Here is a 25,999-nt window from a genome sequence, read left to right on the forward strand (position 1 = left end):
TACCGACCGTACAACGCAAGAATCCTGCCCGGATTCGGGCAGGACCCCTCGTGATCACGGATTGTTGTGGTGTGGATACGCCTCAGAGGCGCTTGAGGACGGCCTGCTTCGCCGTGGCGAACTCCTCGTCGGTCAGTATTCCGGCGCCGTGGAGCTCGCCGAGCTCCCGCAGCCGGCGCAGCAGCGCGTCATGGTCCGCGCCGTCGGCGGCCGGGGCGGCCGGCACCGCAGGGAGGGCGGGGATGTCTGCCGGTGTGGCGCGCGGGTGCGGCATCCGGGCCACCACTGCGGCGGCGACCAGCGCCATCAGCGGATCCTTGCGGAAGCCCCACAGCTCGACGGCGTGCGGGTCGTACTTCGCCGGGGGAGTGGCGGTGGCCTTGGCGACCCGGAAGCGGAGGTAGCCGTTCTCCAGGCCCGCGGCGGGCAGCCACTCCACGGCGTCCACATCGGCGAGGGCGATCGTGCGGGCACCCCCGGCCGACTTCGACTCCTCGGTCTTCCAGTTCCACTCCAGGCGGATCCGCTCACCGTCGAAGGTGACCGTGCCGTCCCCGGCGCCGATGGTGATGGGCAGGGCGGGGCCGGGAAGCAGATAGTGGTCGGCCGGGCCGGCCGCCACCTGGTCGAGCAGCAGGGCGTTGCGGACCTCGTCCACGAAGTACTCGGCGACGCCGGAGCGGTCGTTCGCCACGGAGAGCTGGTACGGGTCCGAGCCGTCCTCCAGCTTGCCGCCGGTTATCTGCATCAGAGGGTCGGCGCCGTCGCGCAGCCGCAGCCGCAGTCGCCCCGCCTTCTTGCCCGCCTCGAAGGAGATTCCGGCCAACGCCGCGAGGGGGACCGCCACTTCACCGAGCGTCCTGCGGAGCAGGCTGACCCCCTTGTCGCTGCCGGGCACGATCCGCACCGTGTCCCCGTCGAAGGTCCAGGTCCCGTCCTTCTGGATGATTTCCGCCATGGGTGGATTGTTCCATCGCGAGATCAGGAAGCGGAGAAGAGGCCCTAGCGGAATTGGTCTACACCTTGACCGGGCCGGAGGCACGCGGTACGCATGGTGACCGTTCGGTTGCCCGCACCACAGTCGCGAACCCCCGTCGAAAGGGACCCAGCCCTGTGAGACAGCACAGAACGTTCCCCCGGCTCTTCGGCTCCCTGCTCCTCGTCGTGGCGGCCGGCGTCGCCGGAGTGGGAGCCGCCCCGGGCGGTGGCGGCGCCGCACCCCAAGCCGAGCCCGCCCTCCGCCCCCTCGGCCAGATCGTGCCCGTGCCCGCCGCCGTCCGCCCCGGCGGCGAACCGTACGCCCTCACTCCGTCGACCCGGATCCGCGTCGACGACGACAGCCGGGAGTCGCGTGCCATCGGCGGCTATCTCGCCCAGCTGCTGAGGCCCTCCACCGGTTACGCCCTGCCGGTCACCGACGACGACGGCCGCGGCGGGATCCGGCTGCGGCTGAGCCCCCGGGAGAAGGCGCTCGGCGAGGAGGGCTACCGCCTGGAGTCCCGCCCCGGCGGGGTGACCATCACGGCGCACCGGCCCGCCGGGCTCTTCCACGGCGTCCAGACCCTGCGCCAGCAGCTGCCCGCGGCAGTCGAGAAGAAGAGCCGCCAGCCGGGGCCCTGGCAGATCGCGGGCGGCACCATCACCGACGTACCGCGCTACGGCTACCGCGGCGCGATGCTCGACGTCTCCCGGCACTTCTTCACCGTCGACCAGGTCAAGCGCTACATCGACCAGCTGGCCCTCTACAAGATCAACAAGCTGCATCTGCATCTCTCCGACGACCAGGGCTGGCGCATCGCCATCGACTCCTGGCCCCGGCTCGCCACCTACGGCGGCTCCACCCAGGTCGGGGGCGGCCCCGGCGGCCACTACACCAAGGACCAGTACAAGGAGATCGTCCGGTACGCCGCCTCCCGGTACCTGGAGGTGGTCCCCGAGATCGACCTGCCCGGCCACACCAACGCCGCGCTCGCCTCGTACGCCGAGCTGAACTGCGACGGCGTCGCCCCGCCGCTCTACACCGGCACCGACGTCGGCTTCAGCTCCCTGTGCGTGCCCAAGGCGGTCACGTACGACTTCGTCGACGACGTCATCCGCGAGCTGGCCGCGCTGACTCCGGGGAAATACCTCCACATCGGCGGCGACGAGGCCCACTCCACCAGCCATGAGGACTACGTCGCCTTCATGGACCGGGTCCAGCCGATCGTCGCCAAGTACGGCAAGACCGTCGTCGGCTGGCACCAGCTGGCCGGGGCGACCCCGGCCAAGGGCGCCCTCGTCCAGTACTGGGGCCTGGACCGTACGAGCGACGCGGAGAAGGCGGAGGTCGCCCAGGCCGCGCGGAACGGCGCCGGGCTGGTCCTGTCACCCGCCGACCGGATCTACCTCGACATGAAGTACGACCGGAACACCAAGCTCGGCCTGGCCTGGGCCGGCTACGTCGAGGTCCAGCGCTCCTACGACTGGGACCCGGGCGCCTACCTGCCCGGCGCGCCCGCCTCCGCGGTCCGCGGTGTTGAGGCGCCGCTGTGGACCGAGACCATCTCCGAGACCGCGCACATCGACCAGATGGCCTTCCCGCGCCTGCCGGGTGTCGCGGAACTCGGCTGGTCGCCGGCCGCCACCCACGACTGGGAGACGTACAAGCTGCGGCTCGCCGCGCAGGGACCCCGGATGACGGCGCTCGGCATCGACTACTACCGCTCGCCGCAGGTGCCCTGGCCGTAGACGGAGGTCAGCCGACTGGCGGGCTCTGAGTGCGTGTCGGCCTCGCGGCACGGAGACTGACGGCATGTCCGTGCCGCGAGGGGAGCCGCCGCCCCGGCCCGTCCCCGAGCCCGCCCCGGAGCCCGAGCCCCGGTCGGCGCCCCCGCCGCCGACGGGGACGTTCTTCGACAAGGCGGCGTACGTGGTGGCGCCGGGGACCGCCGTCATCGGCCTGCTGTACTACTTCGGCAGCGTGTACACCGACTCCTACTACGCCGGCTTCGGTGTGCCGTCGGCCGACCTCCAGCTCTCCGTCCAGGCCTACCTGGCCAAGGGCCCTGACGCGGTCTTCGGCCCCGTGTGGTTCCTGCTGGTCTGCGGGCTGGTCGTGCTGCTGGTGCTCGGCCGGATCGGCCACGTGCTGGCCCGTTCCGGGAACGAGCTTCGGCGCCGCGCGGTGAGCCGGTGGTTCCTGGCGGTCGGCATCCTCATGGTGCTGCTGGGATTTCCGCTCTACTTCGGAGAGGCCTCCCTGCTCCTCCCCGCGAGCTGGTGGGGGACCCGGATCGTCCCCTCGTTCGTGGTGGCGCTGGGCGCGACACTGGCGTTCTTCGCGGTGCAGCAGCGTCTTCAGCGGAGCGCGGAGAACCAGGAGCGTCACGACGAGACCGCCGACCGGATGTGGTCGGCGGGCGGCGCGCTGCTGATCGGGCTGCTGGCCCTGAGCCTGTTCTTCGGCATGACCCGGTACGTGGACATGCAGGGGGGCAGTCACGCCTGGGACGAAATCCAAGGGGGCCATGAGGGGAGCCTGCCGGTGGTGGTCTATTCGCGTATCCCGATCGTCCACCACGCGGACGGCATCAAGCATGAGGACATGGGCATCGGCAAGGGCCCGTACCGGCACCAGTACCGCGGATTCCGCCTGCTTGTGAAGTCTCCGTCCCGCTTCTACCTGGTCACCCATGCCTCGCGGGTCATGGGCTACCCTCTGGCGGTCGTGCTGCCCGACAACGACACCGTCCGCGTGGAGCTGACCTCGCCCGTCAGCTGAGGTAAGGCTCGGGCTCCGTGGTTTCGACGTCCGGCGTCTCGGTCTCGGTCGGCCCGGTGGGGTCCGTGGTCCCCGGCGTCGGTGACGAGGTGTCCGTGGCGTCGTCTCCGACCGCCTCCCCCGAGTAGGGCACGGTGATCGTTTCCCCGTCCGAGGTCTCGATGGTCACCACTCCGGAGTAGGGCCCCGCCACGTACGCCGTGTGCCCGACGGTCATCTCACATTCCTCGCCGGCAGGCAGCGGATCGGGGCAGTTACCGCGACTCGCGAACGTCTGCCCCTTGCCGGGTTCGTCGGGCTTCGCCTGCGGATCCCCCATGCTCACGTCTCCGTCGGTGTCATTGCGGAACTTCAGCTTCCCGCCCGTCCGCTCGTTCACCTTGGCCGTCGGCACGCGCACCGGGGCGGCCTGACCGCCGCCGCCCTTCCCCGGGAAAATGGTCCCCAGCGTGTCGCCCCTGGCCGGATCGGTCTCCGTGTCCGTCGTCTCCGGGGTCGCCGTCGTGCGGTTCGGTTCCGGGCCGTCGCCCCCGCCTCCGCAGGCGGCCGACGCCGCGAGGGTCACGACCATGGCCGCTCCGGCCAGTCCACGGGAGATTCGAATCATCACGGCGTCAGCACCTCCGCTCCCGGCCGGAGGACCCGGCCGTGGCCAACCTTCCACAGACACGATGGGTTATCGATCCGATTCGAGTCGTGACACAGGGTGATCGCCTGAATGGACCCCGGGGCGTACCTACGGGATGCGTGAGGGCGGGCGCACCCCCGAGGACCGTCTCGGGAAGGTGCGCCCGCCCTGGCTGCTGCCGGCCGACGAGGGCCTGGTGACGTCGGCCGGCGGTCTCAGCGGCGCGCGAAGCGCGCGATCGGGTTCACCAGGTCGCCTACGAGCTGGAGCGCGCCGGAGGGGTCGGCCAGGTCCACCATCTGCTTGTTGTTGCGCAGCTGGAGGCGGTTGAGGCAGGAGAGCGCGAACTCCTCGGTGAACATGTCGTACTGCCTGAACTTCTCCGCGAGCTCCGGCTTCGCGTCCTGGTAGGCGGTGACGCACTCGGCGACCGTCTGCCAGAAGCCGTCCTCGTCGAGGGTGCCCTCGGCGGCGAGCGTCGCCGCCAGGAAGCGGAAGAAGCAGTCGAAGACGTCCGTGAAGATCGACAGCAGCTTCATGTGCTCGGGGACCTCGGCGCGGATCCGCTCCACGGCCGGCGGGAGGACCGCGTCCGGGTCCATGACGCAGATCTCCTCGGCAATGTCCTTGAAGATCGCCCGGGAGACGGCACCCGTCTCGTCGAGGACCAGGATCACGTTCTCGCCGTGCGGCATGTAGACCAGGTCGTACGCGTAGAAGCTGTGCAGCAGCGGCAGCAGGTACGCGTCCAGGTACTGCCGCAGCCAGGTCCTGGCCGGCAGACCGGACTGCCGGATCAGCGCGGCGGCGAAGGACGCGCCCTCGTGGTCGACATGGAGCATCGAGGCCATGGTGGCGAGCCGCTCGCCGCCCTGGAGCGTGGGCACCGGGCTCTCGCGCCAGAGCGCGGCGAGCATCTTGCGGTACGGCGAGAAGCGGTCGGTGGCGGCCTCGTACTCGAGGTGGCGGTAGCCGATCGCCGCCCGCTCGCGGATGATCGAGAAGCGGGCGGCCGCGAAGAAGCCGTCGGCCTCGATGAGGCCGGCCAGCCAGTCGTTGATGGCCGGGGTCGCCTCCATGTATGCGGCCGAGAGCCCCCGCATGAAGCCCATGTTCAGGACGGACATGGCCGTCTTGACGTAGTGCTTGGCCGGGTCGCTCGTGTTGAAGAACGTACGGATCGACTGCTGGGCCAGGTAGTCGTCCTCGCCCTCGCCCAGATAGACCAGGCGCTCCTGGGCGATCTCGGCGGCGAAGGTGACGGACAGCTTGTTCCACCACTGCCAGGGGTGGGCCGGCATCAGGAGGTAGTCGGCGAAGTCCAGGCCCCGCTCGGCCAGTGTCGCGGCGAAGCCGTCCACCGTCTTGTCGCCGAGCTCGGCACGGATGAAGGAGTCGTACGCGAGGTCCGAGCCGGCCGTGAACGTGGCGCGGTCGCGCCGGGCGGCCAGCCAGATCAGCCGGATCCCGGTCGCGGCCTCGGGGGCGTAGGCGTGGTACTCGTCGATGCCGAAGCCGAGCCGGCCGTTGTTGGCGACGAAGCAGGGGTGGCCCTCGGTCATCCCGGTCTCGATCGCCTGGAAGTCCGCCTTCGCCAGCTCGGCGGCGGTGATCCGCGGCTTGGTGGACTTGTAGGCCGTGCCGGAGAGGGTGGAGGAGATCTCCTCCAGGTAGACCGGCAGGATCTCGTCGCTCAGGCCGAGCGTGCCGCGCAGCTCGGTGATGAACTGAAGAGCGTCCAGGGGGAGCCGCTCGCCGTCCCGCAGGCGGGTGATGGACTCGGCGTGGACCTGCCAGTGGTCCAGGGCGTACCGGTCGGCGGTGAAGCCGTACGCGGTGGTGCCGTCGTCGCTCAGGACCTGGTAGCGGCCCTCGCCGAGGGACTCGGGGGCGAGCAGTCGCTCATGGGCGAACTCGGCGAGTCCCTTGCGGATGAGGGCGCGGTTGGCGTCGGCCCAGCGTTCGGGGGTGAGGTGGGAGACGGGGTTCACCGGGCACCTCCGACGGCTGCCTCGAACTGGGCGCGGGTGCAGAAGCTCAGCAGTGCCTTCTTCTCCGGCTTCTGGATCTCCCGCTCGGGGACGAAGCCGACGGCTTCGTTGAGCGCGTGGACCGCGGAGTTGCGGACGTCCGGCTCGACGACGACCCGGGCGGTCGCCGGGTCGTCGAAGAGCTCGGTCATCACGGCGGTGATGACCTTGCGGGTGAAGCCGTGCACGGGGGTGTCGGTGGGCGCGACGAGGAAGTGCATGCCGACATCGCCCGGCTGCGGCTCGTACAGCCCCACCAGCTCCAGCCGGGAGGGGTCGTAGCGCTCCATCAGGACGGCGGGCTCGTCGTCCACCAGGCCGATGAAGGCCTGGTGATGCGGGTTCGCGGCGAACGCCATGTACTCGCGCTCGACGTCCTCCAGTTTCGCGTCCTGCATCATCCAGAAGGCGGCCTTGGGGTGCGTCACCCAGGGGTGGATCAGCTCGGCGTCCGCGAGCGGTTCGAGGGGGCGGAAGCGGATGCTCATACGGCGAACTCCTGGAACGCGATGGTCTTCTCCACCGGGTAGTACGCGCTGCCCAGCAGCTCGCCGATGATGTAGGCGTTGCGGTACGCGCCCATGCCCAGGTCGGGCGAGGTGATGGAGTGCGTGTGGACACCGGCGTTCTGCAGGAAGATTCCCCGGCCGGTGTGGTCGATCGAGTAGTTGCGGGCGACGTCGAAGCGGCCCTGGCCGTCCCAGCGGATGCGGTCGCGGACCGGCTCCAGGAAGGCGGGGGTGGCGTACTTGTAGCCGGTGGCGAGGATCAGGCCCTCGGTCTCGATCGTGAAGTCCTTCTCCTGCTCCTCCTGGCGCAGCCCCAGGGTGTACGTGCCGTGCTCGTACGAGGCCGTGTGCAGGGCGGAGTTGGTCAGCAGCCGGGTCTGGACCGGGCCGCCGAGGTTCTTCTGGTAGAGCAGGTCGAAGATGGCGTCGATCAGCTCGCCGTCGATGCCCTTGAAGAGGTTCTTCTGCTGGGACTCCAGGCGGTAGCGGGTGGCCTCGGGCAGCGCGTGGAAGTAGTCCACGTACTCGGGCGAGGTCATCTCCAGGGTCAGCTTGGTGTACTCCAGCGGGAAGAACCGCGGGGAGCGGGTGACCCAGTTCAGCCGGTAGCCGTGCACGTCGATCTCGGAGAGGAGGTCGTAGTAGATCTCCGCCGCGCTCTGGCCGCTGCCGACCAGGGTGATCGACTTCTTGCGCTGGAGGGCTTCCTTGGACTGGAGGTAGCGGGAGTTGTGGATGAAGTCGCCACCGAGGTCCTGGCAGGAGTCAGGGATGTACGGCGGGGTGCCGGTGCCCAGCACCAGACGCCGGGACCGGAACGTTTCCCCGCCGTCGGTGTGGACGGTGTAGAGCTCGTCCCGCTCGTCGTACGCCACCTTCGTCACGGTGGTGGAGAAGCGGATGCTGCTCAGCTTGGCGGCGGCCCAGCGGCAGTAGTCGTTGTACTCGGTCCGCAGCGGGTAGAAGTTCTCGCGGATGTAGAACGAGTAGAGCCGGCCCTTCTCCTTCAGGTAGTTCAGGAAGGAGTACGGCGACGTCGGGTCGGCGAGGGTGACCAGGTCCGACATGAACGGCGTCTGGAGGTGGGCGCCTTCGAGGAACATGCCCGAGTGCCATTCGAAGTCCGGCTTGGACTCGATGAACAGGCCGTCGAGCTCGTCGATCGGCTCGGTCAGGCAGGCCAGGCCGAGATTGAACGGACCGAGCCCGATGCCGATGAAATCGTGGATGTGAGCCATCTCAGGCGTGGACAAGGTTCTCTCCCAGGTACTGCTCGGCGTGGCCGGCTATCAGATCGAGGACCGCGGCGATGTCGTGCACGGTCGTCTCGGGGTTGAGCAAGGTGAACTTGAGGTACTGGCGGCCGTCGACCTTCGTCCCGGCGACCACGGCCTCGCCGGAGGCGAAGAGGGCCTTGCGGGCGTAGAGGTTGGCGCGGTCGATCTCGGCGGGCGAGGTGACGGCGGTGGGGATGTAGCGGAAGACCAGGGTGGACAGCTGCGGCTGGACCACGACGTCGTAGCGCGGGTCGGCGGCGAGGACGTCCCAGCCGGCCGCGGCCAGGTCGCAGACCTCGTCGAAGAGGCCGCCGACACCGTCGGCGCCCATCACTCGCAGCGTCATCCACAGCTTGAGGGCGTCGAAGCGGCGGGTGGTCTGGAGGGACTTGTCGACCTGGTTGGGGATCCTCTCCTCGACCGTGCGCCGGGGGTTGAGGTAGTCCGCGTGGTACGTCGCGTGGCGCAGGGTGGCCCGGTCGCGGACCAGCAGGGCGGAGGAGCTGACCGGCTGGAAGAACGACTTGTGGAAGTCGACCGTGACCGAGTCGGCCCGCTCGATGCCGTCCAGGAGGTGGCGGCGGGTGGGGGAGGCGAGCAGACCGCAGCCGTAGGCGGCGTCGACGTGCATCCAGGCGCCGTACTCGTCGGCCAGCGCGGCGATCTCGGGCAGCGGGTCGATGGAGCCGAAGTCGGTGGTGCCGGCGGTGGCGACGATCGCCATCGGGACCAGGCCCTCGGCGCGGCAGCGCTCCAGCTCGGCGGCGAGGACGACGGACTGCATCTTCTTGTCGCGGCCGCACGGGATGGACACGACGGCGCTGCTGCCGAGGCCGAGCAGGGTGGCCGACTTCTGGACGCTGAAGTGGCTGCACTCGGAGGAGAAGATTCGCAGACGCGACAGATCGTCGGTCTTTGCCTCCTCGCGGGCCAGCAGCAGCGCCTGGAGGTTGGACTGCGTCCCGCCGCTGGTGAACACGCCGTCGGCGGCCGGGCCGAGGCCGATACGGCCGGTGGTCCAGTCGATCAGCTTGCGCTCGATGAGGGTGGCGCCGGCGCTCTGGTCCCAGGTGTCCAGGGAGGAGTTGACGGCGGAGAGGACGGCCTCGCCGAGCACGGCCGGGATGACGACCGGGCAGTTGAGGTGGCCCAGGTAGCGGGGGTGGTGGAAGTAGACGGCGTCGCGCAGGTAGACCTGCTCCAGCTCGTCGAGGACGGCGGAGGCGTCGCCGAGCGGCTTGTCGAGGTCGACGGCGTCGACGGCCGGGGCCAGCTCGTCGGGGCTGATGCCGGTGAACGGCCGTCGGGTCGCGGCGAGTTTGTTCGCCACCCGCTCGACTCCTTCGGTGACGGAGCGCCGGTAGCTCTCCGCCGTGGTGTCGTTGAGCAGGTGCGAGCGCATGGGCTGGGCCTCCCGGGACGGGGATGTGTCGTGCCCTCAGGACAGGAAAAAGGGGGGCGAGGGGCGACGGTGTGAAGATAGGTTAGCCTAACCTAACTTCACTCGCAAACGCTCTCGCCCCCCTCGGGACGCGGGAGTTACCTCGGGACTACGACTCGTCCTCGGGCGTCTCGCGCAGAGCGTCCTCGCTCAGCCCCAGACGCCAGTAGCCGACGAACGTCACCCGACGGCGGTCGAGACCGCGCTCGCCCACGAAATGACGGCGCAGGGCCTTCACCGAGCCCGACTCGCCCGCGATCCAGACGTACGGCGCCGTGCCGGGCAGCTCGGCGGCGCGCACCGCGTCCACGGCCGACGGCGCCCCCTCCTCCCGTACGAGCCAGGTGACGGTGGCGTCCGCCTCGGTGGCGAGCTCCATGCGGTCCTCGGAGAAGGGCACTTCGAGGAAGACCTGGGCGCGCGTCTCGGCCGGCAGCCACTCCAGGATCGCGGAGGCGGCGGGCAGCGCCGTCTCGTCGGCCCAGATAACCACCGAGTCGGCGTCCTGCGGCAGCTGGAAGCGCACACCGGTGTTCTGCGCGACCGCCGGGCCGAGCACGACGACCCGGTCACCGGCCGACGCCTGCTGCGCCCAGCGGCAGGCGGGCCCGCCGTCCTCGTGCAGCGCGAAGTCGATGTCGACCTCGTCGGGGTTCCGGCGCTGCTCCCGCACGGTGTACGAGCGCATCACGGCCCGCTCGTCGTCCGGCATGGCACGCCAGGCGCCCAGCACGCCGTACATGTCGTCGTAGTCGATCGGCGGCAGCACCGGCTCGGGCTGGCCCGGGTGCGGCAGGAAGAGCGACAGGCTCTGGTCGCGGCCCCCGGAGGTGAAGTCCTTGAGGGACTCCCCGGTGAAGGTGACGCGGACCAGCGACGGCCCGAGCCGCCTTGTCCGGTCGACCTGCAGGGCGAAGAAGCGGAACGGGACGGTCTCGGCGGTCGTCATCGGGTCAGGCCACCTTCTTGGCGGTCTCGATCGCCTTGGCGAGGTCCTCGAGGACCACGGCGCACTTGTCGTACGAGTAGATGGGCTCGGTCACGCGCGGGACGACCTGGCCGGCCTTGACGGCGGGCAGCTGGGCCCAGGTGGGCTTGGAGCCCAGATCCTTGGGCTGGACGGCGACGCTGCGGTTGTCCATCATGATGATGTCCGCCGGGTACTTGTCGAGGTTCTCCCAGCTCAGCTCCTCGAAGTAGCCCTGCGCGTTCACCTTCGGCTGGACGAACTTCACACCGAGCTCGGCGAAGTACTTGGTGTCCGCGGACATCTTGTCGAGGGAGACGTAGAAGAGCTGCGGGCTGGCCGAGCCGATCATGACCTTGATCTCCGGCTTCGACTTCGCGGCGGCCCGCAGGCGCGCGGCGGCCTTCTCGAAGCGCGCCTTGGCGTCCGTCACCTTCTTGGCCTTCAGGTCCGCGCCCAGGGACGCGGCGAGCTCGGCGTGGCGCTCAAGGGCCTTGGGGATGGTGGCCTGGGAGACCTCGATGCCGACGCTCGGCGCGAGCTTGAGGATCTTGTCGGCGGAGGCGTCCGGCACGTACCAGAGCTTGTTGGGCTCCCAGATCGCGGAGATCAGAAGCTCGGGCTCGAGCTTCACGTACTCCTCGATGTTGAACTGGCCGTGGACGTTGCCCAGGATCTTGACCTTCTTGACGTCGAGGTCACCAGCCTGGATATCGGGCTTCTCGGCGCCGGTCTTCGGGTCCTTGGCGATCGTGGGGCCGAAGACGCCCTTGACCTCGATGCCGTAGTCGTGGAGCGCGGCGGCGGTACCGGTGAAGGCGACGATGTTCTTCGGGACCGACGTGGTCTCGACGGTCTTGCCGCGGTCGTCCTTGAACTTCCAGGGGCCGGACTTCTCACCCGCCGCGCCCGAGCCCTTCTTGCCGCCTGTGCCGCCACAGGCGGTCAGCGCCGCGCCGAGCCCGAGGGCGCCGGCGGCGGCGAGGATGCCGCGGCGGGTGAGAGAGGAAGCGGGGGAGTGCGACATGGGACGGTCTGCTTTCGTGAGTTCCAGCCAGGTGTACGGATCATTGGTGAGGTTAGCCTAACCTCAGATCCTCTCCCTCACGTGCTGGCGGACTTAGCGGAACAGCCGCTTGGGGGGGGCGTTCCGCCCAGTCGATACCGACCTGTGATCAAAAGGTCCCGGGTGAAGTGATCCAATTGCCCGCGTTGGGGCCGCGGGGGGCGGTCGCCGCCGGAGGGGCCCCCTGCCGCCCGTTGCATCGCAGACCGATGAGTTGCAGTTCATGGGGGAATGGGTTCGTTGCACGCCTCTCTTTCGAGAGTTTCACTCTGCAGGTCCGCGGTCTTCGTGGTGGCCATCTCCGTCGGTGTGATTTCCTGTACCGGTGGGGGTACTGACGCGCCGTCATCGGATGGCAGTTCTGCGGCCGCCGGTAACGGGCCGACCAATTGGACCCTTCCGCTCCAGGCGTACATGCCGGACCAGGGTCAGCAGGAATTGATACGGGACGCCCGGGAATCCCTCGTCGCCTCCTGCATGAAGCGCCATGGATTCGCGTACAAGCCCGCGCAGAAACTGCCTCAGTACGGACCGAAGTCCCTGACCGACCTCCGATACGGCATCCATGACGCCACGGTGGCCGCACGGTACGGGTACAAGCCCGCGGTCGATCTGGCCGCGGTCGCGGAGCAGGAGCGCAGGGCGATGCAGAGCAGCGTGCTCCCGCCCGAGCAGGAAGCCGTGCTGACCGGTCAGGCCGGAGCGAAGGCGGCGCCTCCCGGAGGCTGCCTCGGCGAGGCGCACCGCAAGATCGTCGGAACTGGCGAGGCGGAGTCCACCTTGCCGCAGGACCTGGCCAACCAGGCTTATATCAAGTCCAAGGAGAGCGCCGCCGTAAGGAAGGCCTTCAGTGGCTGGTCGGCCTGCATGAAGTCCCAGGGCTACCAGTACGCCGAGCCGATGGACGCGGTCAACGACCGCCGGTTCGCGAGCAGGAAGGCCGGTCCCCTGGAGCTGGCGACGGCGAAGGCCGACATCGGCTGCCGCGAGCAGAATTCCGTGATCAAGGCCTGGTACGCGGCCGAGGCCGAACTCCAGAAGGGCGCTGTCGAGCGCAACGCCGAACGTCTGCGGACGGTCAAGTCCGACCTCGCGCAGGCCGTCAAGAACGCTGCTCGGGTGCTGGGCAAGAGCGGCTGACGATACCGCCGCCCGTTCGGGCGTGTGGAGTTTTTTCCGATGTGGCCAGGGGGTAATTCGGCAGCCCCTGGCGCCGGTTGACCATTTCTTGCTGCCGAATTACAGGGGGGAATCCCATGAAGAAGCGTACGGTTTTGCGGGGTGCCCTGATCGCCTCCGTGTGTGCTGGCGCACTGCTGTCGTCGACGATGACGGCCAACGCCTACAACTGGCAGGAGGACTCCAACTACGGGTCTCCCTCCGCATGTTCGGGCACCGAATTCAAGTTCACCTTCTACTTCAACTCGAACCAGCAGGGTGCTCGCCGGAACCTCGGCTACAACCACGCCAACCTCGCCGCGACGGACATGTACCACGTACCCGGCACCGCGGACCCGGACCTTGAGTACCCGCTGAAGTTCTGCCCCGGCACGGGCAACGGCGCCGGCCAGGGCCTCAAGAACAACGCGGCCTCGGTCGTCAACCGGCACACCTCGTACGGCGGTTACGTCTACTACAGCAGCTGGTGGCAGGGCGCCTTCGACGCGGTGGCCCCGGCTGTTCCACTGCCGCGCTCGCGCAACTTGGCGAACACGTACAACGAGAACGCCTCTTTCAAGTGGCAGTAAAGCTCCACCGCTGAACGACGGTCGCCCCGCCCCGCCGGCACGGCATCTCGGCACACGCATGCCGTGCCGAGCGGGCGAGGCCGCGTCCACCGGTGTGGAGACCGTGTCCGTACCCGTGTCAGCCGTGTTCGCCGGAGCGGACGGCAGGACGTCGGTCATGGTCCTCGGAGCGGGCGGCGCCCAGACCCGTATCGAGGTCACCACCGGTGCCACCGGCGACGGCTATGTGGAGATCCGCCCCCGCACCGCCGGTCAGGTGACCGAGGGCACCCGGGTGATCACCGGCGTACGGACCGACGCCTCGCTCGCCGGGCAATCCGGCACGGGGGAGAGCGCCCCGTGACACCCGAACGCGGGAGACCTCCCGTGGTGGAACTGCGCGGAGCGGGTCTCACCTATCCCGGCCCGCCCCCGGTGAGGGCACTCGCCGCCTGCGACCTGACCGTGGATCAGGGCGAGTTCGTGACTGTCGTGGGCCCGTCCGGAGCGGGAAAGTCGACCTTCCTAAACATCGTCGGACTGCTCGACGCCCCGACCGAAGGGGTCTGCCTCCTCGACGGCATCGACACCGGTGCGCTGAAGGACCGGGAGCGGACCTCGCTGCGCGGTCGGCGGATCGGCTTCGTCTTCCAGTCGTTCCACCTGCTGCCCCACCGCGCGGCATGGGAGAACGTCGCTCTCGGCCTGCTCTACCGGGGCGTCGGCCACGACGAACGCAGGGAGCTGGCTCGCGAGACGCTGGTGCGCGTCGGGCTCGGCCACCGGCTCGACGCGCTGCCGAGCACGCTCTCGGGCGGTGAGCGGCAGCGGGTGGCCGTCGCCCGGGCACTCGTCGGCGACCCCTCGCTGCTGCTCTGCGACGAACCCACCGGGAGCCTGGACTCGGCCACTGCCGCGTCGATCCTGGATCTCCTGGCGGAACTCCACAGGGGTGGAATGACCCTCATGGTCATCACCCACGACCCGGCCGTCGCCGCGCGCGGTAGCCGGACAGTGGCCATCCACGACGGCGTCATGTCCGAACTGGAGCCGGTATGAAGCCGCTCCGCCGCGCCCCGGGCCGGCGCCGGCCGGATCTGGACGACGACCGACCCGTGGTCCTCTCCCAGCTGCGCTGGCGGGACCTGCTCTCCGAAGCCCTCGCGGGTACCCTCCAGCGGCCGGCCCGCTCTGCGCTCACCTCGCTCGGCACCGTACTCGGCGTGGGCACGTTCGTAGCGATCCTCGGGCTGACGGCGACGGCCTCGTCCCAGATCGACGACCGCTTCAACGCGCTCAGCGCGACCGAGGTCACTGTCGAGGACATCGCCCGCGAGCATGACGAGTTCCTGGAGCTGTCCTTCCCCGCCGATGCCGACGCACGGGTGGGTCGCCTCAACGGCGTACGCCACGCGGGCGTGTTCTGGTCCGTCCGGCTGGACGAAGACACGACCGTACGGTCCGCGCCCGTCGGTGCCTCTGGCGACGGTCGTCAGATCCAGGTGGTGGCGGCCTCGTCCGGTGTCCTGCGCGCCGCGGTGCCGACGCTCACCGAGGGACGGATCTTCGACGCCTGGCACGACACGGCCCACCAGCGCGTCGCCGTCATCGGTGCCGGGGTGGCCGCCCGGCTCGGCATCACCACGCTGGAGGCACGCCCCGCCGTCTTCATCGGCGACGAGGCGTTCACAGTGATCGGGATCGTCGGAGACGTCCGGCGCAAGGCCGACCTGCTGCTCTCCGTCGTCGTTCCCCGCACAACCGCGCAGCAGGTGTGGGGAGCCCCGGACGGCGGTGCCAAGATGCTGATCGAGACCCAGGCGGGCGCCGCGGCCCAGGTTGCCTCCGAGGCGGCAGTGGCCCTCGACCCGGCGCACCCGCAGTACTTCAAGGCCGTACCGCCGCTCGACCCCAAGGAGCTGCGGACCGAGGTCACCGGTGATCTCGATCAGCTCTTCCTGCTCCTCGCCGCCATCTGCCTGTTCATCGGCACTGTCGGCATCGCCAACACGACGCTGGTGGCCGTGCTCGAGCGCACCGGCGAGATCGGGCTGCGCCGGGCGCTCGGAGCCCACGGCAGGCACATCACCGCGCAGTTCCTGGCCGAGTCGGGCGCGCTCGGCACCCTCGGCGGACAGCGACGAGGCCTCCGCCTCCGTCAACGCACCGGGCTCGCCCATCGATGCGTTCCTTTCCTTCGTCGCCCAGATTCAGAGCATGGCCTACCTGCACGGCGGCAAGGACCAGGACGAGCTGGTCATGGAGTACTTCCGCGCGAGGGAATACAACAACGAGCAGTGGAAGCAACTGATCGGTGAGGCGAGCCCGAGCTTCGTCAATTACGTCGCCGGCCGGAACGTCACCCGGATGAACCACTTCGTCGACCCGTCCACCGGCCTCCAGCCGGGCACGGCGCACCTGTTCGCGGCGGCCAACGGTCACCTCGTCAAGGGCAACCCCGGCGGGACGGACGTCAACCGCGGCGACGTCGCGGGCTGGGGCGGCGACATCATCACCTTCTACGCGGAGTGGCGCCGGGACTCCGATGCCAACGCCTCCGGGTACACCTTCGTCAAGAACCGCCTCGGAAAGATCAACGTCGTCTCGACGTTCGGTCTCGCGGACCTCATCGAAGACGCCGACGGGTTCAACATCGCCATGGCGGTGAAGGGCGGACTGAGCGTCCAGCAGGCCGTCCGGGACTACTACACGACGGGTGAGCTCACCAAGGGCGGTCACCTGCGCCGGTTCCGGAACTACTACAACGACCGGTTCAAGGGCAGCCAGGCGAGCGCCATCGAGATCATCCGCGAGATGCTGACCGACGCGGGCGACGGGATCATCGTGGGCGGACGGCTGTACCTGATCGAAATGCAGATCGACGGCGGCTCAAAGCTCCTTCCCTCGATGCTGCCCTACAACCGGCTGACCGAGTTCTGCAAGGGATTCGCCGAGCTGCTCCAGGAGAAGGCCGGCCAGGAGTAGGCCCGTACGCCCAAGATGGCCGCCGCGCGGTGTGCGCGGAGCCCGTAAGGAGAAGCCCATCCTCATTCTGTCCGCTCTACTGAGCCTTCCCGCCGTCGTGTTCCTCGCCGTCAAGGTCGTTCACCTGGCGGTGACTCGTCGGCCTGCCATGGCGCGGAGTGCCGGCGGCGCATGGGCCGAAGGAGCCTGGCTGTGCCTCGCCGTGGCCGTCCTCACCTACACCCTGGGCGGTCTCAGCGGATTCGACACCCGCCCCGCACGGGCCTGCGCGGAGGAGCGAACAGGGCGGGCCGACCCACAGGCCCACAGGGACATCGAGCAGGCGGACGTTGTCGTCACCTCGGAGTCCTTCCCGCTGTCCCACCTCTGCACCTGGCCGGACGGAACGCGCGTAGAACTCGTTCCGGGCTGGGCCAACCCCCTGCTGATCGCCTCCCTGGTCGGCGCCGTCGTGTGCGCGGGCACCGCGGTCCGTGCCGGAGCCAAGGCAAGACCACCTCATCCACCGAAGGATCAATCATGAAAGAAACCCTCACCTCGCACCCCAACCGTCGTTCGGTGCTGACGACCGGTCTGGGAGTGGCGGGTGGTGTCGCGCTGTGGGCCGGCGGCGCTGCCGTAGCCGCACCGGCGTCCGCCGCGCCGAAGGACAGGCAATGGCGGAAGAACAGGTCGGCGAACGGCTGGCCGGTCCTGGAGGCCGCCACGACGTACGGCGTCGAGGGCAGCCCCGTGGACGTGGCTCTCGCGCCGGGTGCCGCGGCCACCGTGCTGCTGTACGTGGCGCGGCGCTTCCATTACGAAGTGGCCGCGCTGAAGGCCGGCGAGATCACGGGCCACACACGTCGCACGGCAGTCACCGCGGCCTATGAGTCGAACCACCTCTCCGGGACCGCTATAGCAATCAAGCCGGGGGCGTATCCGACCGGAGCGGGCGGCTGTCTGTTCCCTCACGAGCTCGCGGTGGTACGCGACATCCTCACAGAGTGCGAGGGTGTCGTGCGCTGGGGAGGCGACGACAGGCGGAGCCCGAAGGAGGGGCACTTCCAGATCGACGTCGCGCCCGGCTCCGCGGCGCTGCACGGCGTGGCCCGGAAGATCGGTGGCTGGGAGGAGCAGCCCGACCAGGGGGCAGGGGTCCCCACCGATGTGTTCGACCGCGGACGCCGCTCGGCGGCCAAGCGCCTGGCCGACCGGCAGCGGGCGACGTCCTGACGCGCTGAGACGCCGGGGCGCGGGTCGGGGGATACGCCCCCCGACCCGCGCCCCGGACCCAGGCTCAGGCCGTGAAGCCCAACTCCCTGGCGATCAGCATCCGCTGGACCTCGCTGGTCCCCTCGCCGATCTCCAGGATCTTGGAGTCCCGCCACATGCGGGCCACGGGATACTCGTTCATGAAGCCGTAGCCGCCGTGGATCTGGGTGGCCTCGCGGGCGTTGTCGACGGCCACCGTCGAGGAGTACAGCTTCGCCAGCGCCGCCTCCTTCTTGAACGGCTCACCCAGCACCAGCCGGGACGCCGCGTCCCGCCAGCCCACCCGGGCCATGTGCGCGCGCATCTCCATGTCGGCGATCTTGAACTGGATGGCCTGGTTGTCGCCGATCGGCCGGCCGAAGGCGTGGCGCTCCTTCGCGTACTTCACCGACTCGTCCACACAGCCTTGCGCGAGCCCGGTCGCCAGCGCCGAGATCGCGATCCGCCCCTCGTCGAGGATCCGCAGGAACTGGGCGTACCCGCGGCCCTCCTCGCCGAGCAGGTTCGCCAGCGGCACCCGCACGTCGTCGAAGGCCAGCTCACGCGTGTCGGAGGCGTTCCACCCCACCTTGGAGTAGGGCGCCGCGACCGTGAACCCGGGGGTCCCGGACGGCACGATGATCGAGGAGATCAGCGGGCGGCCGTCCGGCTTGCGGCCGGTCACGGCCGTGACCGTGACCAGACCCGTGATGTCCGTACCGGAGTTGGTGATGAAGCACTTCGAGCCGTTGATGACCCACTCGCCGGTCGCCTCGTCGCGGACCGCCGTCGTCTTCGTGCCGCCCGCGTCCGAGCCGCCCTCCGGCTCGGTCAGCCCGAAGGCGCCCAGGATCTCGCCCGAGCACATCCGGGGCAGCCACTCGCGCTTCTGCTCCTCGGTACCGAAGCGGTAGACCGGCATCGCGCCGAGCGAGACACCCGCCTCCAGCGTGATGGCGACGGAGGAGTCGACCCGGGCCAGCTCCTCCAGGGCGATCCCCAGGGCGAGGTAGTCGCCGCCCATGCCGCCGTACTCCTCCGGGAACGGCAGCCCGAACAGGCCCATACGGCCCATCTCCCGGACGATCTCGTACGGGAACTCATGGCGTTCGTAGTAGTCGCCGATCTTCGGCGCGACCACGTCGTGGGCGAACTCCTCGACGGTGCGGCGCAGTTCCTCGTGCTCAGGGGCGAGACGGTGATCCATCGTGTTCAGTCCTTGTGGGAGAGGGCGCGGACGGTACGGGACGGGCTGGGGCGGCCCAGCTGTTCGGCCAGCCACACGCTTGTGGCGGTCAGCAGGCCGAGGTCGACGCCGGTTTTGATGCCGAGGCCCTGGAGCATCCACACGAGGTCCTCGGTGGCGAGGTTCCCCGTCGCGCTCTTCGCGTACGGGCAGCCTCCGAGGCCGCCCGCGGAGGCGTCCACCGTCGTCACGCCGTGCTGGAGCGCGGCGAGCGTGTTGGACAGGGCCTGGCCGTACGTGTCGTGGAAGTGCACGGCGAGCCGGGAGGTGGGCACCCCGGCCTCGTTCAACGCGGTGAGCAGCCGCCCGACATGGCCGGGAGTGGCGACCCCGATCGTGTCGCCGAGGCTCAGCTCGTCGCAGCCCATGTCGGCGAGCGCCTTGGTCACCCGGACCACCTGCTCGACGGGGACCGGGCCCTCCCAGGGGTCGCCGAAACACATCGACAGATAGCCCCGGACGCCCACGCCCTGCTCTATGGCGCGGGTGACGACCGGCTCGAACATGGCCAGCGCCTCGTCGACCGTCCGGTTGAGATTGGCCTTGGCGAAGGACTCCGTGGCGCTCGCGAACACGGCGACCTCACGGGCGCCGAGGGCCAGCGCCCGGTCCAGGCCGCGCTCGTTGGGCACGAGCACCGGCAGCCGCACACCGGTCTCGCGGACCAGCGGGAACAGCTGCTCGGCGTCGGCGAGCTGAGGCACCCACTTCGGGTGCACGAAGCTCGTCGCCTCGATCGTGGAGAGCCCCGCCCCGGCCAGGCGCCGGATGAACTCGGCCTTGACCTCCGTCGGGACGACGGCCTTCTCGTTCTGCAGCCCGTCGCGGGCCCCGACCTCGTGGATCCGGACGCGGGCGGGCAGTCCCTCGGCGGGGACGGTCATGGGCAGGGTCACTGCTGCTCCTCCCTCGGCGTCACCACGGCCAGGATCTGGTCCATGGCGACGGTGGAACCGGGCGTCACGTCCAGCTCGGTGACCGTGCCGGCGTGCGGGGCGGAGATGACGTGCTCCATCTTCATCGCCTCCACCACCAGCAGGCTCTGCCCGGCGTCGACCTCGTCCCCGACGGCCACCTTCACGACGGTGACGGTGCCGGGCATGGGCGCGGCCAGCGTGTCGGCCCCGGCGTGCGCGGCCCCGGAGAGCGAGGCCTCGACGGGGTCGTGGTCCAGGACGTGCCAGGTGTCGGCGTCCCGGCCGAGCCATACCCCCTCCGGGGAGGCGGTATGGGTGAAGCGGTGGGTCACCCCTTCCAGTTCGACCGTGAGGGTGTCCGCGGTGAGCTCGACGAGCCGGACCTCCGCGCGCGGCTCGGGGGCCGCGCCCTCGGACTCCGACGGGGCGGCCGGGGCGAGCAGGAGCTCGTACGACGCGCCGCGCGCGCGGGTGCGCAGCCCCACCGGGTCCTGGCCCGGGACCCGGAAGTGGTGGACCGTCCAGGCGGGGGTGCCGCCCAGGCGCCAGCCGTCGGCGGCCCCGAAGGGATCGGTCCAGTAGCCGGGGGCCTCCGCCGCCGGAGGGGTCTTCAGCAGCGCCGCCGCCGCGTACACCTCCGCAGGGACCCCGGCGGGCAGGAGGGAGTCGAGCTCCCGCTCGACGAGACCGGTGTCGAGGTCGCCGGACACGACCTGAGGGTGCGACAGCAGGCGCCGCAGGAAGCCCGCGTTCGTCTGGACGCCCAGGATCACCGTCTCCGCCAGCGCCCCGCGCAGCACCCGGAGGGCCGCCGCACGGTCGGGGCCGTAGGCGATGACCTTCGACAGCATCGGGTCGTACGTGCTTCCGACCGGCACCCCGGCCAGCAGGCCGGAGTCGGTCCGGACGGAGCCGGAGGAAGGCTCCGACAGTGCCAGGACCGTACCGCCCGAGGGCAGGAAGCCCCGCGAGGGGTCCTCCGCGCAGATCCGCGCCTCGACCGCGTGGCCCGTCAGCGTGATGCCGTCCTGGCCGAAGGGCAGCGCCTCGCCGGAGGCGACCCGCAGCTGCCACTCCACCAGGTCCAGGCCCGTGATCAGCTCCGTGACCGGGTGCTCGACCTGGAGGCGGGTGTTCATCTCCATGAAGTAGTACGAGGACGGGTCGCCACCCGGGACGATGAACTCGACCGTGCCCGCGCCCACATAGCCGCACGAGCGTGCCGCGTTCACCGCGGCCTCGCCCATCGCCGCCCGGATCCCGGGCGTCAGCAGGACCGAGGGCGCCTCCTCGATGATCTTCTGGTGGCGGCGCTGCAGCGAGCACTCGCGCTCGCCGAGGTGGACCACGTTTCCATGGCCGTCCGCGAGGACCTGGATCTCGATGTGGCGGGGCCGGTCGATCCACCGCTCCACGAGCAGCGTGTCGTCGCCGAACGACGCCCGCGCCTCGCGCCGCGCCGCCGCGATCTCCTCCATGAGGGCCGACTCCACGCGGGTGAGCCGCATGCCCTTGCCGCCGCCGCCCGCCGAGGGCTTCAGCAGCACCGGCATCCCGATCTCGCGCGCCGCCTCGGCCAGCTGGTCGTCGGTCAGGCCGGAGCCCGAAGAGCCGGGCACGACCGGCACTCCGGCCGCCTTGACCGTCTCCTTGGCCCGGATCTTGTCGCCCATCAGCGAGATCGCCGAAGCGGGCGGCCCGATGAACGCGAGCCCCGCCTCCGCACAGGCCTGCGCGAAGCCGGCGTTCTCTGCCAGGAAGCCGTATCCGGGGTGGACCGCCTGCGCGCCGGTCCGGGCCGCCGCCTCCAGCAGCCGCTCCACCGAGAGGTAGCTCTCGGCGGCGGGCGCCGGGCCGATCCGTACGGCCGTGTCCGCCTCCCGCACGTGCCGGGCGTCGGCGTCCGCGTCGCTGAAGACGGCCACCGAACGCACGCCCAGCGCGCGCAGGGTGCGGATGACCCGGACCGCGATCTCGCCTCGGTTGGCCACCAGAACGGTGTCGAACATGGACTCCCTCACATCCGGAAGACGCCGAACTGGGGGTCACCCAGGGGCGCGTTGGCACAGGCGGTCAGGGCCAGACCCAGCACCTGCCGGGTCTCCAGAGGGTCGATGACCCCGTCGTCCCACAGCCGGGCGGTCGCGTAATAGGCGTTGCCCTGCTGCTCGTACTGCGCGCGGATCGGGTCCTTGAAGGACTCTTCCTCCTCCGCGGGCCAGCTCTCGCCGCGCGCCTCCAGCTGATCGCGCTTGACCGTCGCGAGGACCGAGGCGGCCTGCTCGCCGCCCATCACGGAGATCTTGGCGTTGGGCCACATCCACAGGAAGCGGGGGGAGTAGGCCCGGCCGCACATCGAGTAGTTGCCGGCGCCGTACGAACCGCCCACCACCACCGTCAGCTTGGGCACGCGCGTGCACGCCACGGCGGTCACCATCTTGGCGCCGTGCTTGGCGATGCCGCCCGCCTCGTAGTCCCGGCCGACCATGAAGCCGGAGATGTTCTGCAGGAAGAGCAGCGGGATGCCCCGCTGGTCGCACAGCTCGATGAAGTGCGCGCCCTTCTGGGCGGACTCGGAGAACAGGATGCCGTTGTTGGCGACGATCCCGACCGGGTGGCCGTGGATCCGGGCGAAGCCCGTGACCAGAGTCTGGCCGTACTCCGCCTTGAACTCCTGGAAGCGGGAGCCGTCCGTGATCCGGGCGATGACCTCCCGGACGTCGTACGGAGTACGGGAGTCCACCGGCACCGCGCCGTACAGCCCCGCGGGGTCGACCTTCGGCTCCTCGACCGGCTCCACCGACCAGGGCAGCTCCCCGCGCGCGGGAAGCGTCGCCACGATGTTCCGCACGATCCGCAGGGCGTGGGCGTCGTCCTCGGCGAGATGGTCGGTGACCCCGGACGTACGGGAGTGGACCTCGCCGCCGCCCAGCTCCTCGGCGGTGACGACCTCGCCGGTGGCCGCCTTCACCAGCGGCGGGCCGCCGAGGAAGATCGTGCCCTGATTGCGCACGATCACGGCCTCGTCGCTCATCGCCGGGACGTACGCGCCGCCGGCCGTGCAGGAGCCGAGGACCGCCGCGATCTGCGGGATGCCCGCCCCGGACATCCTCGCCTGGTTGTAGAAGATCCGGCCGAAGTGCTCCCGGTCGGGGAAGACCTCGTCCTGCATCGGCAGGAACGCGCCGCCGGAGTCCACGAGATAGACGCAGGGGAGGCGGTTCTCCAGCGCCACCTCCTGGGCCCGCAGGTGCTTCTTGACCGTCATTGGGTAGTACGTGCCGCCCTTGACGGTGGCGTCGTTGGCGACGACCACCACCTCGCGGCCGCTGACCCGCCCGATGCCGGCGATCACCCCGGCGGCCGGGGCCTGGCCGTCGTACATCCCCTCCGCGGCGAGCGGCGCCAGCTCCAGGAAGGGGGAGCCCGGGTCGAGGAGCGTGTCCACGCGGTCGCGAGGCAGCAGCTTGCCGCGGGCGGTGTGCCGGGCGCGGGCCTTCTCGCCACCGCCGAGGCGGGCGGCGGCGAGCTTGCCGCGCAGCGTCTCGGTGAGGTCCTGGTGCGCCGCCTCGTTGGCCTGCCAGGCCTCGGAGGCGGGGTCCGCCGCGCTCGCAAGGACAGGTGCCTGCCGCATGGCCTGAGCTCCGTTCTTGTTAATGAGCGTTAACGTCATTTCGTTCAGGTTAACGACCGCTAACCGCGTTGTCTAGAATCTCTTCCATGAGCACCCGCACCGACGCCCCCACCCGCCGCGAACAGATCCTCAAGGAGGCCGCGCGCCTCTTCGCCGAGCGCGGCTTCCACGGCGTCGGCGTCGACGAGATAGGGGCGGCGGTCGGTATCAGCGGCCCCGGCCTGTACCGCCACTTCCCCGGCAAGGACGCGATGCTCGCCGAGCTGCTCGTCGGCATCAGCGAACGCCTCCTCGACGGCGGCCGGCGCCGCGCCGAGGAGGCCGCCGGGGACCCCCGGGCCGTCCTCGCCTCCCTGATCGACGGGCACATCGACTTCGCCCTCGACGACCGGCCGCTGATCACCCTCCACGACCGCGAGCTGGACCGGCTCCGCGACGCCGACCGCAAGCGGGTGCGGCAGCTCCAGCGGCAGTACGTGGAGCTGTGGGTGGTGGTCGTGCGCGAGCTGTACCCCGTACCCACCGAGGCGGAGGCGCGAGCGGCGGTACACGCCGTCTTCGGCCTGCTGAACTCCACACCCCACCTGGGCCCCGGAGCGGGCCGCACGGTCACTGAAGGGGTGCTCCAGCGGCTCGCACACGGCGCGTTCGGCGCGCTCGCCTGATCCGGGGCTCGGTTCACCTCCGGGCGCCTTTCAGCGTGCGCCGACGGTCGATCGTGCTCGGTCCCTCGTCCCTCGGGACCTCCGCGCGTTCTCCCTTTCGGCGCCCGCGGCGCCCTTCGGCTCACTCGCCGGGCATAAGTGCCTTCCGTCCGCCCCCCGAAACGATTGCCCACAACCGCATGGCCCCCGGCAGAATGGGGGCCATGCCGATACCCAGCCGCGCCGCCCTCGTCGAGCACCTCGTCCGTACGCGTATCGCCGGCGACGTCGCCACCCCCCGGGACAACAACCTCTCCCACTACCGCAAGCTCGCCAACGGCGACCGCCACTACTGGCTGGGTCTGGAGCTCGGTGACCGCTGGACCGACGAGCAGGACGTGCTCGCGGTCATGGCCGAGCGGTGCGGGGTGAACGACGACCCCGCGCACCGGGCGGGGCAGGACACCATCGACCCCGAGCTCACCGTCGACGCCCTGGACCGGGTGGCCGCCCGGCTCCGCAAGGCCGCCGCGGGGCGCCAGCGGGTGCTCTTCGCTACCGGGCACCCCGGCTCGCTGATCGACGTGCACAGCCGCACCGCCGCCGCGCTGCGGGCCGCCGGCTGCGAGATCGTACGGATCCCCGGCGGGCTCGTCGCCGACGAGGGGTACGTCGTCCAGTTCGCCGACGTCGCGCTGTTCGAGCGGGGAGCCAGCCTCTGGCACACCCATTCGCCCGAGCCGATGAACGCCATCCTGGACGCCATGGAGGCCGAGGGCAGCCCGCTGCCCGACCTGGTCGTCGCCGACCACGGCTGGGCCGGGCGCGCCGGACAGCGCGGCATCGACGCCGTCGGGTACGCGGACTGCAACGACCCGGCGCTCTTCATCGGCGAGGCCGAAGGAACCCTCCAGGTGACGATTCCGCTGGACGACCATGTCGTGGATCCGCGCTACTACGAGCCGATGACCGACTACCTGCTGGACGCGGCCGGGCTGCTCTGACCCCGGCCGCCCAGCCCCGGCGTCGGATCCAGATAGACCCTCCGCACTGCCGGGAAACGTTCGCGCAGCTGTTCGTCCGCCTCCTCGCACGCCCACTCCACCTGCTCGGCCGAGGCCACGTCCCGGAAGTCGACCTTCGCCGCGACGAGGACCTCGTCCGGGCCCTGGATCAGCGTCGTCAGCTCCAGGACGTCCGTGATGTGCGGCACGGACAGGATCTCCTCGACCATCGCCGCCCGCATCGGCTCCGGTACCGGGCGGCCGATCAGGAGCTGCGCGTTCGACCGGCCCAGCACCCACGCCACGTACACCAGCAGCACACCGATCAGGATCGACGCGACGCCGTCCCAGACGCCCGAGCCGGTGATCTGGGCACCGGCGAGGCCGCCGGCGGCCAGCATCAGGCCCGCCAGGGCCGCCGAGTCCTCCATGACGACGGCCTTGACCGCCGTGTCCGGGGTCAGTCGCAGATAGTGGCCGACCGGGGCGTCGAACCGCGCGGCGTCGGCGCGGATCTGACGGATGCCGGTCCGCAGCGAATAGCCCTCAAGGACGAAGGCGACGGCGAGCACGAGATACGCCACGAGCGGGTCGCCGGGCTCCTCGCCCCGCACGAGGGTGTGGACTCCTTCGTAGACGGAGAAGACCGCGCCGCCGACGAAGGTGGCGACCGACGCCAGCAGCGCCCACAGGTAGCGCTCACCGCCGTAACCCAGCGGATGCCGCGTGTCGGCCGGCTTCGCGCCGCGCTTGAGGGAGGTGAGCAGCAGCACCTCGGTGATGGTGTCGGCGACCGAGTGCGCCGCCTCCGAGAGCATCGCGCTCGATCCGCTGACGACGCCCGCGACGGCTTTGGCGGTGGCGATCCCGAGGTTCGCCACCGCCGCCACGATCACCGTGAAGGTGCTTTCTCCGCTCTCCGCCATGTATC

25 protein-coding genes are annotated in these 25,999 nt (G+C 70.2%); 12 read left to right on the forward strand and 13 right to left on the reverse strand.

Annotated elements, in window-relative coordinates; translation table 11 throughout:
- Positions 1-82: 82 nt before the first annotated feature.
- Entirely contained in the window at positions 83-958 is an 876-nt protein-coding gene (locus tag IEZ01_RS10930; RefSeq protein WP_189201357.1) for a DUF4429 domain-containing protein, read from the reverse strand.
- A 155-nt stretch (positions 959-1,113) separates the two neighbouring features.
- Here IEZ01_RS10930 and IEZ01_RS10935 point away from each other — a divergent pair, with 155 nt between their 5' ends.
- Positions 1,114-2,727, forward strand: a complete 1,614-nt coding sequence (locus IEZ01_RS10935; protein WP_189201359.1) for a beta-N-acetylhexosaminidase — start codon at positions 1,114-1,116, stop codon at positions 2,725-2,727.
- Between the two features lie 64 nt (positions 2,728-2,791).
- Complete coding sequence (locus IEZ01_RS10940; protein ID WP_189201361.1) at positions 2,792-3,760, forward strand: hypothetical protein; 969 nt, start codon at positions 2,792-2,794, stop codon at positions 3,758-3,760.
- Here IEZ01_RS10940 and IEZ01_RS10945 read toward each other — a convergent pair.
- The 7 genes from IEZ01_RS10945 to IEZ01_RS10975 all read right to left on the reverse strand — a co-directional run bounded on the left by IEZ01_RS10945 (position 3,753) and on the right by IEZ01_RS10975 (position 11,639).
- Positions 3,753-4,370: a hypothetical protein gene (locus IEZ01_RS10945; RefSeq protein ID WP_189201363.1), complete on the reverse strand. Its 618-nt coding sequence runs from the start codon at positions 4,368-4,370 to the stop codon at positions 3,753-3,755. The genes IEZ01_RS10940 and IEZ01_RS10945 overlap by 8 nt on opposite strands.
- Before the next feature lie 233 nt (positions 4,371-4,603).
- Positions 4,604-6,379: an IucA/IucC family protein gene (locus IEZ01_RS10950; RefSeq protein WP_189201365.1), complete on the reverse strand. Its 1,776-nt coding sequence runs from the start codon at positions 6,377-6,379 to the stop codon at positions 4,604-4,606.
- A complete protein-coding gene (locus IEZ01_RS10955) occupies positions 6,376-6,906 on the reverse strand; it encodes a GNAT family N-acetyltransferase (protein WP_189201367.1) in 531 nt (176 codons plus the stop codon). The genes IEZ01_RS10950 and IEZ01_RS10955 overlap by 4 nt, the downstream gene beginning before the upstream one ends.
- Complete coding sequence (locus IEZ01_RS10960) at positions 6,903-8,165, reverse strand: lysine N(6)-hydroxylase/L-ornithine N(5)-oxygenase family protein (protein WP_189201453.1); 1,263 nt, start codon at positions 8,163-8,165, stop codon at positions 6,903-6,905. The genes IEZ01_RS10955 and IEZ01_RS10960 overlap by 4 nt, the downstream gene beginning before the upstream one ends.
- Before the next feature lies 1 nt (position 8,166).
- Positions 8,167-9,606 (reverse strand): pyridoxal phosphate-dependent decarboxylase family protein, encoded by a 1,440-nt coding sequence (locus IEZ01_RS10965; RefSeq protein ID WP_189201369.1) that lies wholly within the window; start codon positions 9,604-9,606, stop codon positions 8,167-8,169.
- 148 nt (positions 9,607-9,754) lie between these two features.
- Complete coding sequence (locus IEZ01_RS10970) at positions 9,755-10,594, reverse strand: siderophore-interacting protein (RefSeq protein ID WP_189201372.1); 840 nt, start codon at positions 10,592-10,594, stop codon at positions 9,755-9,757.
- A gap of 4 nt (positions 10,595-10,598) precedes the next feature.
- Positions 10,599-11,639, reverse strand: coding sequence for an ABC transporter substrate-binding protein (locus IEZ01_RS10975; protein ID WP_019886580.1), 1,041 nt, complete (start codon positions 11,637-11,639; stop codon positions 10,599-10,601).
- A gap of 453 nt (positions 11,640-12,092) precedes the next feature.
- Here IEZ01_RS10975 and IEZ01_RS10980 point away from each other — a divergent pair, with 453 nt between their 5' ends.
- The 8 genes from IEZ01_RS10980 (at position 12,093) to IEZ01_RS11015 (ending at position 17,605) form a co-directional block, all read left to right on the forward strand.
- The gene (locus IEZ01_RS10980) at positions 12,093-12,818 is read left to right on the forward strand and encodes a hypothetical protein (RefSeq protein WP_189201374.1); all 726 of its coding nucleotides are present in this window, start codon (positions 12,093-12,095) and stop codon (positions 12,816-12,818) included.
- 116 nt (positions 12,819-12,934) lie between these two features.
- Entirely contained in the window at positions 12,935-13,426 is a 492-nt protein-coding gene (locus IEZ01_RS10985; RefSeq protein ID WP_040875133.1) for a hypothetical protein, read from the forward strand.
- Between the two features lie 115 nt (positions 13,427-13,541).
- The gene (locus tag IEZ01_RS10990) at positions 13,542-13,769 is read left to right on the forward strand and encodes a hypothetical protein (RefSeq protein ID WP_229832854.1); all 228 of its coding nucleotides are present in this window, start codon (positions 13,542-13,544) and stop codon (positions 13,767-13,769) included.
- A 23-nt stretch (positions 13,770-13,792) separates the two neighbouring features.
- Positions 13,793-14,464 (forward strand): ABC transporter ATP-binding protein, encoded by a 672-nt coding sequence (locus IEZ01_RS10995; RefSeq protein WP_019886574.1) that lies wholly within the window; start codon positions 13,793-13,795, stop codon positions 14,462-14,464.
- Positions 14,461-15,723: an ABC transporter permease gene (locus IEZ01_RS11000; RefSeq protein WP_229832856.1), complete on the forward strand. Its 1,263-nt coding sequence runs from the start codon at positions 14,461-14,463 to the stop codon at positions 15,721-15,723. Before IEZ01_RS10995 ends, IEZ01_RS11000 begins: the two co-directional genes overlap by 4 nt.
- Positions 15,623-16,390 carry a hypothetical protein gene (locus IEZ01_RS11005; protein ID WP_189201376.1) on the forward strand — a complete coding sequence of 256 codons (768 nt, stop codon included), beginning with the start codon at positions 15,623-15,625 and terminating at the stop codon, positions 16,388-16,390. Before IEZ01_RS11000 ends, IEZ01_RS11005 begins: the two co-directional genes overlap by 101 nt.
- A 31-nt stretch (positions 16,391-16,421) precedes the next feature.
- The gene (locus tag IEZ01_RS11010) at positions 16,422-16,913 is read left to right on the forward strand and encodes a hypothetical protein (protein WP_189201378.1); all 492 of its coding nucleotides are present in this window, start codon (positions 16,422-16,424) and stop codon (positions 16,911-16,913) included.
- A complete protein-coding gene (locus IEZ01_RS11015) occupies positions 16,910-17,605 on the forward strand; it encodes a M15 family metallopeptidase domain-containing protein (protein ID WP_019886566.1) in 696 nt (231 codons plus the stop codon). The genes IEZ01_RS11010 and IEZ01_RS11015 overlap by 4 nt, the downstream gene beginning before the upstream one ends.
- A 64-nt stretch (positions 17,606-17,669) precedes the next feature.
- On the opposite strand, the gene IEZ01_RS11020 is transcribed toward IEZ01_RS11015, so the two are convergent.
- From IEZ01_RS11020 to IEZ01_RS11035, 4 genes are read right to left on the reverse strand one after another with little or no spacing between them, the layout of a single operon-like run.
- Positions 17,670-18,830, reverse strand: a complete 1,161-nt coding sequence (locus IEZ01_RS11020) for an acyl-CoA dehydrogenase family protein (RefSeq protein WP_189201380.1) — start codon at positions 18,828-18,830, stop codon at positions 17,670-17,672.
- Positions 18,831-18,835: 5 nt separating this feature from the next.
- Positions 18,836-19,765, reverse strand: coding sequence for a hydroxymethylglutaryl-CoA lyase (locus IEZ01_RS11025; protein WP_229832859.1), 930 nt, complete (start codon positions 19,763-19,765; stop codon positions 18,836-18,838).
- Complete coding sequence (locus IEZ01_RS11030) at positions 19,762-21,795, reverse strand: ATP-binding protein (protein WP_189201382.1); 2,034 nt, start codon at positions 21,793-21,795, stop codon at positions 19,762-19,764. Before IEZ01_RS11030 ends, IEZ01_RS11025 begins: the two co-directional genes overlap by 4 nt.
- A gap of 8 nt (positions 21,796-21,803) precedes the next feature.
- A complete protein-coding gene (locus tag IEZ01_RS11035) occupies positions 21,804-23,420 on the reverse strand; it encodes a carboxyl transferase domain-containing protein (RefSeq protein ID WP_019886560.1) in 1,617 nt (538 codons plus the stop codon).
- An 86-nt stretch (positions 23,421-23,506) separates the two neighbouring features.
- Here IEZ01_RS11035 and IEZ01_RS11040 point away from each other — a divergent pair, with 86 nt between their 5' ends.
- Together IEZ01_RS11040 and IEZ01_RS11045 are read left to right on the forward strand one after the other, a co-directional pair.
- A complete protein-coding gene (locus tag IEZ01_RS11040) occupies positions 23,507-24,085 on the forward strand; it encodes an SACE_7040 family transcriptional regulator (protein ID WP_019886559.1) in 579 nt (192 codons plus the stop codon).
- A 203-nt stretch (positions 24,086-24,288) separates the two neighbouring features.
- The gene (locus tag IEZ01_RS11045; RefSeq protein WP_028797555.1) at positions 24,289-25,068 is read left to right on the forward strand and encodes a phosphatase; all 780 of its coding nucleotides are present in this window, start codon (positions 24,289-24,291) and stop codon (positions 25,066-25,068) included.
- Here the strand turns inward: IEZ01_RS11045 and IEZ01_RS11050 are convergent.
- A complete protein-coding gene (locus IEZ01_RS11050; RefSeq protein ID WP_229832861.1) occupies positions 25,038-25,994 on the reverse strand; it encodes a cation diffusion facilitator family transporter in 957 nt (318 codons plus the stop codon). The genes IEZ01_RS11045 and IEZ01_RS11050 overlap by 31 nt on opposite strands.
- Between the last annotated feature and the right edge of the window lie 5 nt (positions 25,995-25,999).

Source organism: Streptomyces purpureus (assembly GCF_014648195.1).
GTDB classification, from domain to species: domain Bacteria; phylum Actinomycetota; class Actinomycetes; order Streptomycetales; family Streptomycetaceae; genus Streptomyces; species Streptomyces purpureus.

What these genes read in the sequence shown, in the direction of transcription:
- IEZ01_RS10930 (WP_189201357.1), bottom strand. Translation starts at nt 958, where the DNA reads ATGGCGGAAATCATCCAGAAGGACGGGACCTGGACCTTCGACGGGGAC.
- IEZ01_RS10940 (WP_189201361.1), top strand. Translation starts at nt 2,792, where the DNA reads ATGTCCGTGCCGCGAGGGGAGCCGCCGCCCCGGCCCGTCCCCGAGCCC.
- IEZ01_RS10955 (WP_189201367.1), bottom strand. Translation starts at nt 6,906, where the DNA reads ATGAGCATCCGCTTCCGCCCCCTCGAACCGCTCGCGGACGCCGAGCTG.
- IEZ01_RS10960 (WP_189201453.1), bottom strand. Translation starts at nt 8,165, where the DNA reads ATGGCTCACATCCACGATTTCATCGGCATCGGGCTCGGTCCGTTCAAT.
- IEZ01_RS10965 (WP_189201369.1), bottom strand. Translation starts at nt 9,606, where the DNA reads ATGCGCTCGCACCTGCTCAACGACACCACGGCGGAGAGCTACCGGCGC.
- IEZ01_RS10970 (WP_189201372.1), bottom strand. Translation starts at nt 10,594, where the DNA reads ATGACGACCGCCGAGACCGTCCCGTTCCGCTTCTTCGCCCTGCAGGTC.
- IEZ01_RS10975 (WP_019886580.1), bottom strand. Translation starts at nt 11,639, where the DNA reads ATGTCGCACTCCCCCGCTTCCTCTCTCACCCGCCGCGGCATCCTCGCC.
- IEZ01_RS10980 (WP_189201374.1), top strand. Translation starts at nt 12,093, where the DNA reads ATGCCGGACCAGGGTCAGCAGGAATTGATACGGGACGCCCGGGAATCC.
- IEZ01_RS10985 (WP_040875133.1), top strand. Translation starts at nt 12,935, where the DNA reads ATGAAGAAGCGTACGGTTTTGCGGGGTGCCCTGATCGCCTCCGTGTGT.
- IEZ01_RS11000 (WP_229832856.1), top strand. Translation starts at nt 14,461, where the DNA reads ATGAAGCCGCTCCGCCGCGCCCCGGGCCGGCGCCGGCCGGATCTGGAC.
- IEZ01_RS11005 (WP_189201376.1), top strand. Translation starts at nt 15,623, where the DNA reads ATGGCCTACCTGCACGGCGGCAAGGACCAGGACGAGCTGGTCATGGAG.
- IEZ01_RS11015 (WP_019886566.1), top strand. Translation starts at nt 16,910, where the DNA reads ATGAAAGAAACCCTCACCTCGCACCCCAACCGTCGTTCGGTGCTGACG.
- IEZ01_RS11020 (WP_189201380.1), bottom strand. Translation starts at nt 18,830, where the DNA reads ATGGATCACCGTCTCGCCCCTGAGCACGAGGAACTGCGCCGCACCGTC.
- IEZ01_RS11030 (WP_189201382.1), bottom strand. Translation starts at nt 21,795, where the DNA reads ATGTTCGACACCGTTCTGGTGGCCAACCGAGGCGAGATCGCGGTCCGG.
- IEZ01_RS11035 (WP_019886560.1), bottom strand. Translation starts at nt 23,420, where the DNA reads ATGCGGCAGGCACCTGTCCTTGCGAGCGCGGCGGACCCCGCCTCCGAG.
- IEZ01_RS11040 (WP_019886559.1), top strand. Translation starts at nt 23,507, where the DNA reads ATGAGCACCCGCACCGACGCCCCCACCCGCCGCGAACAGATCCTCAAG.
- IEZ01_RS11045 (WP_028797555.1), top strand. Translation starts at nt 24,289, where the DNA reads ATGCCGATACCCAGCCGCGCCGCCCTCGTCGAGCACCTCGTCCGTACG.
- IEZ01_RS11050 (WP_229832861.1), bottom strand. Translation starts at nt 25,994, where the DNA reads ATGGCGGAGAGCGGAGAAAGCACCTTCACGGTGATCGTGGCGGCGGTG.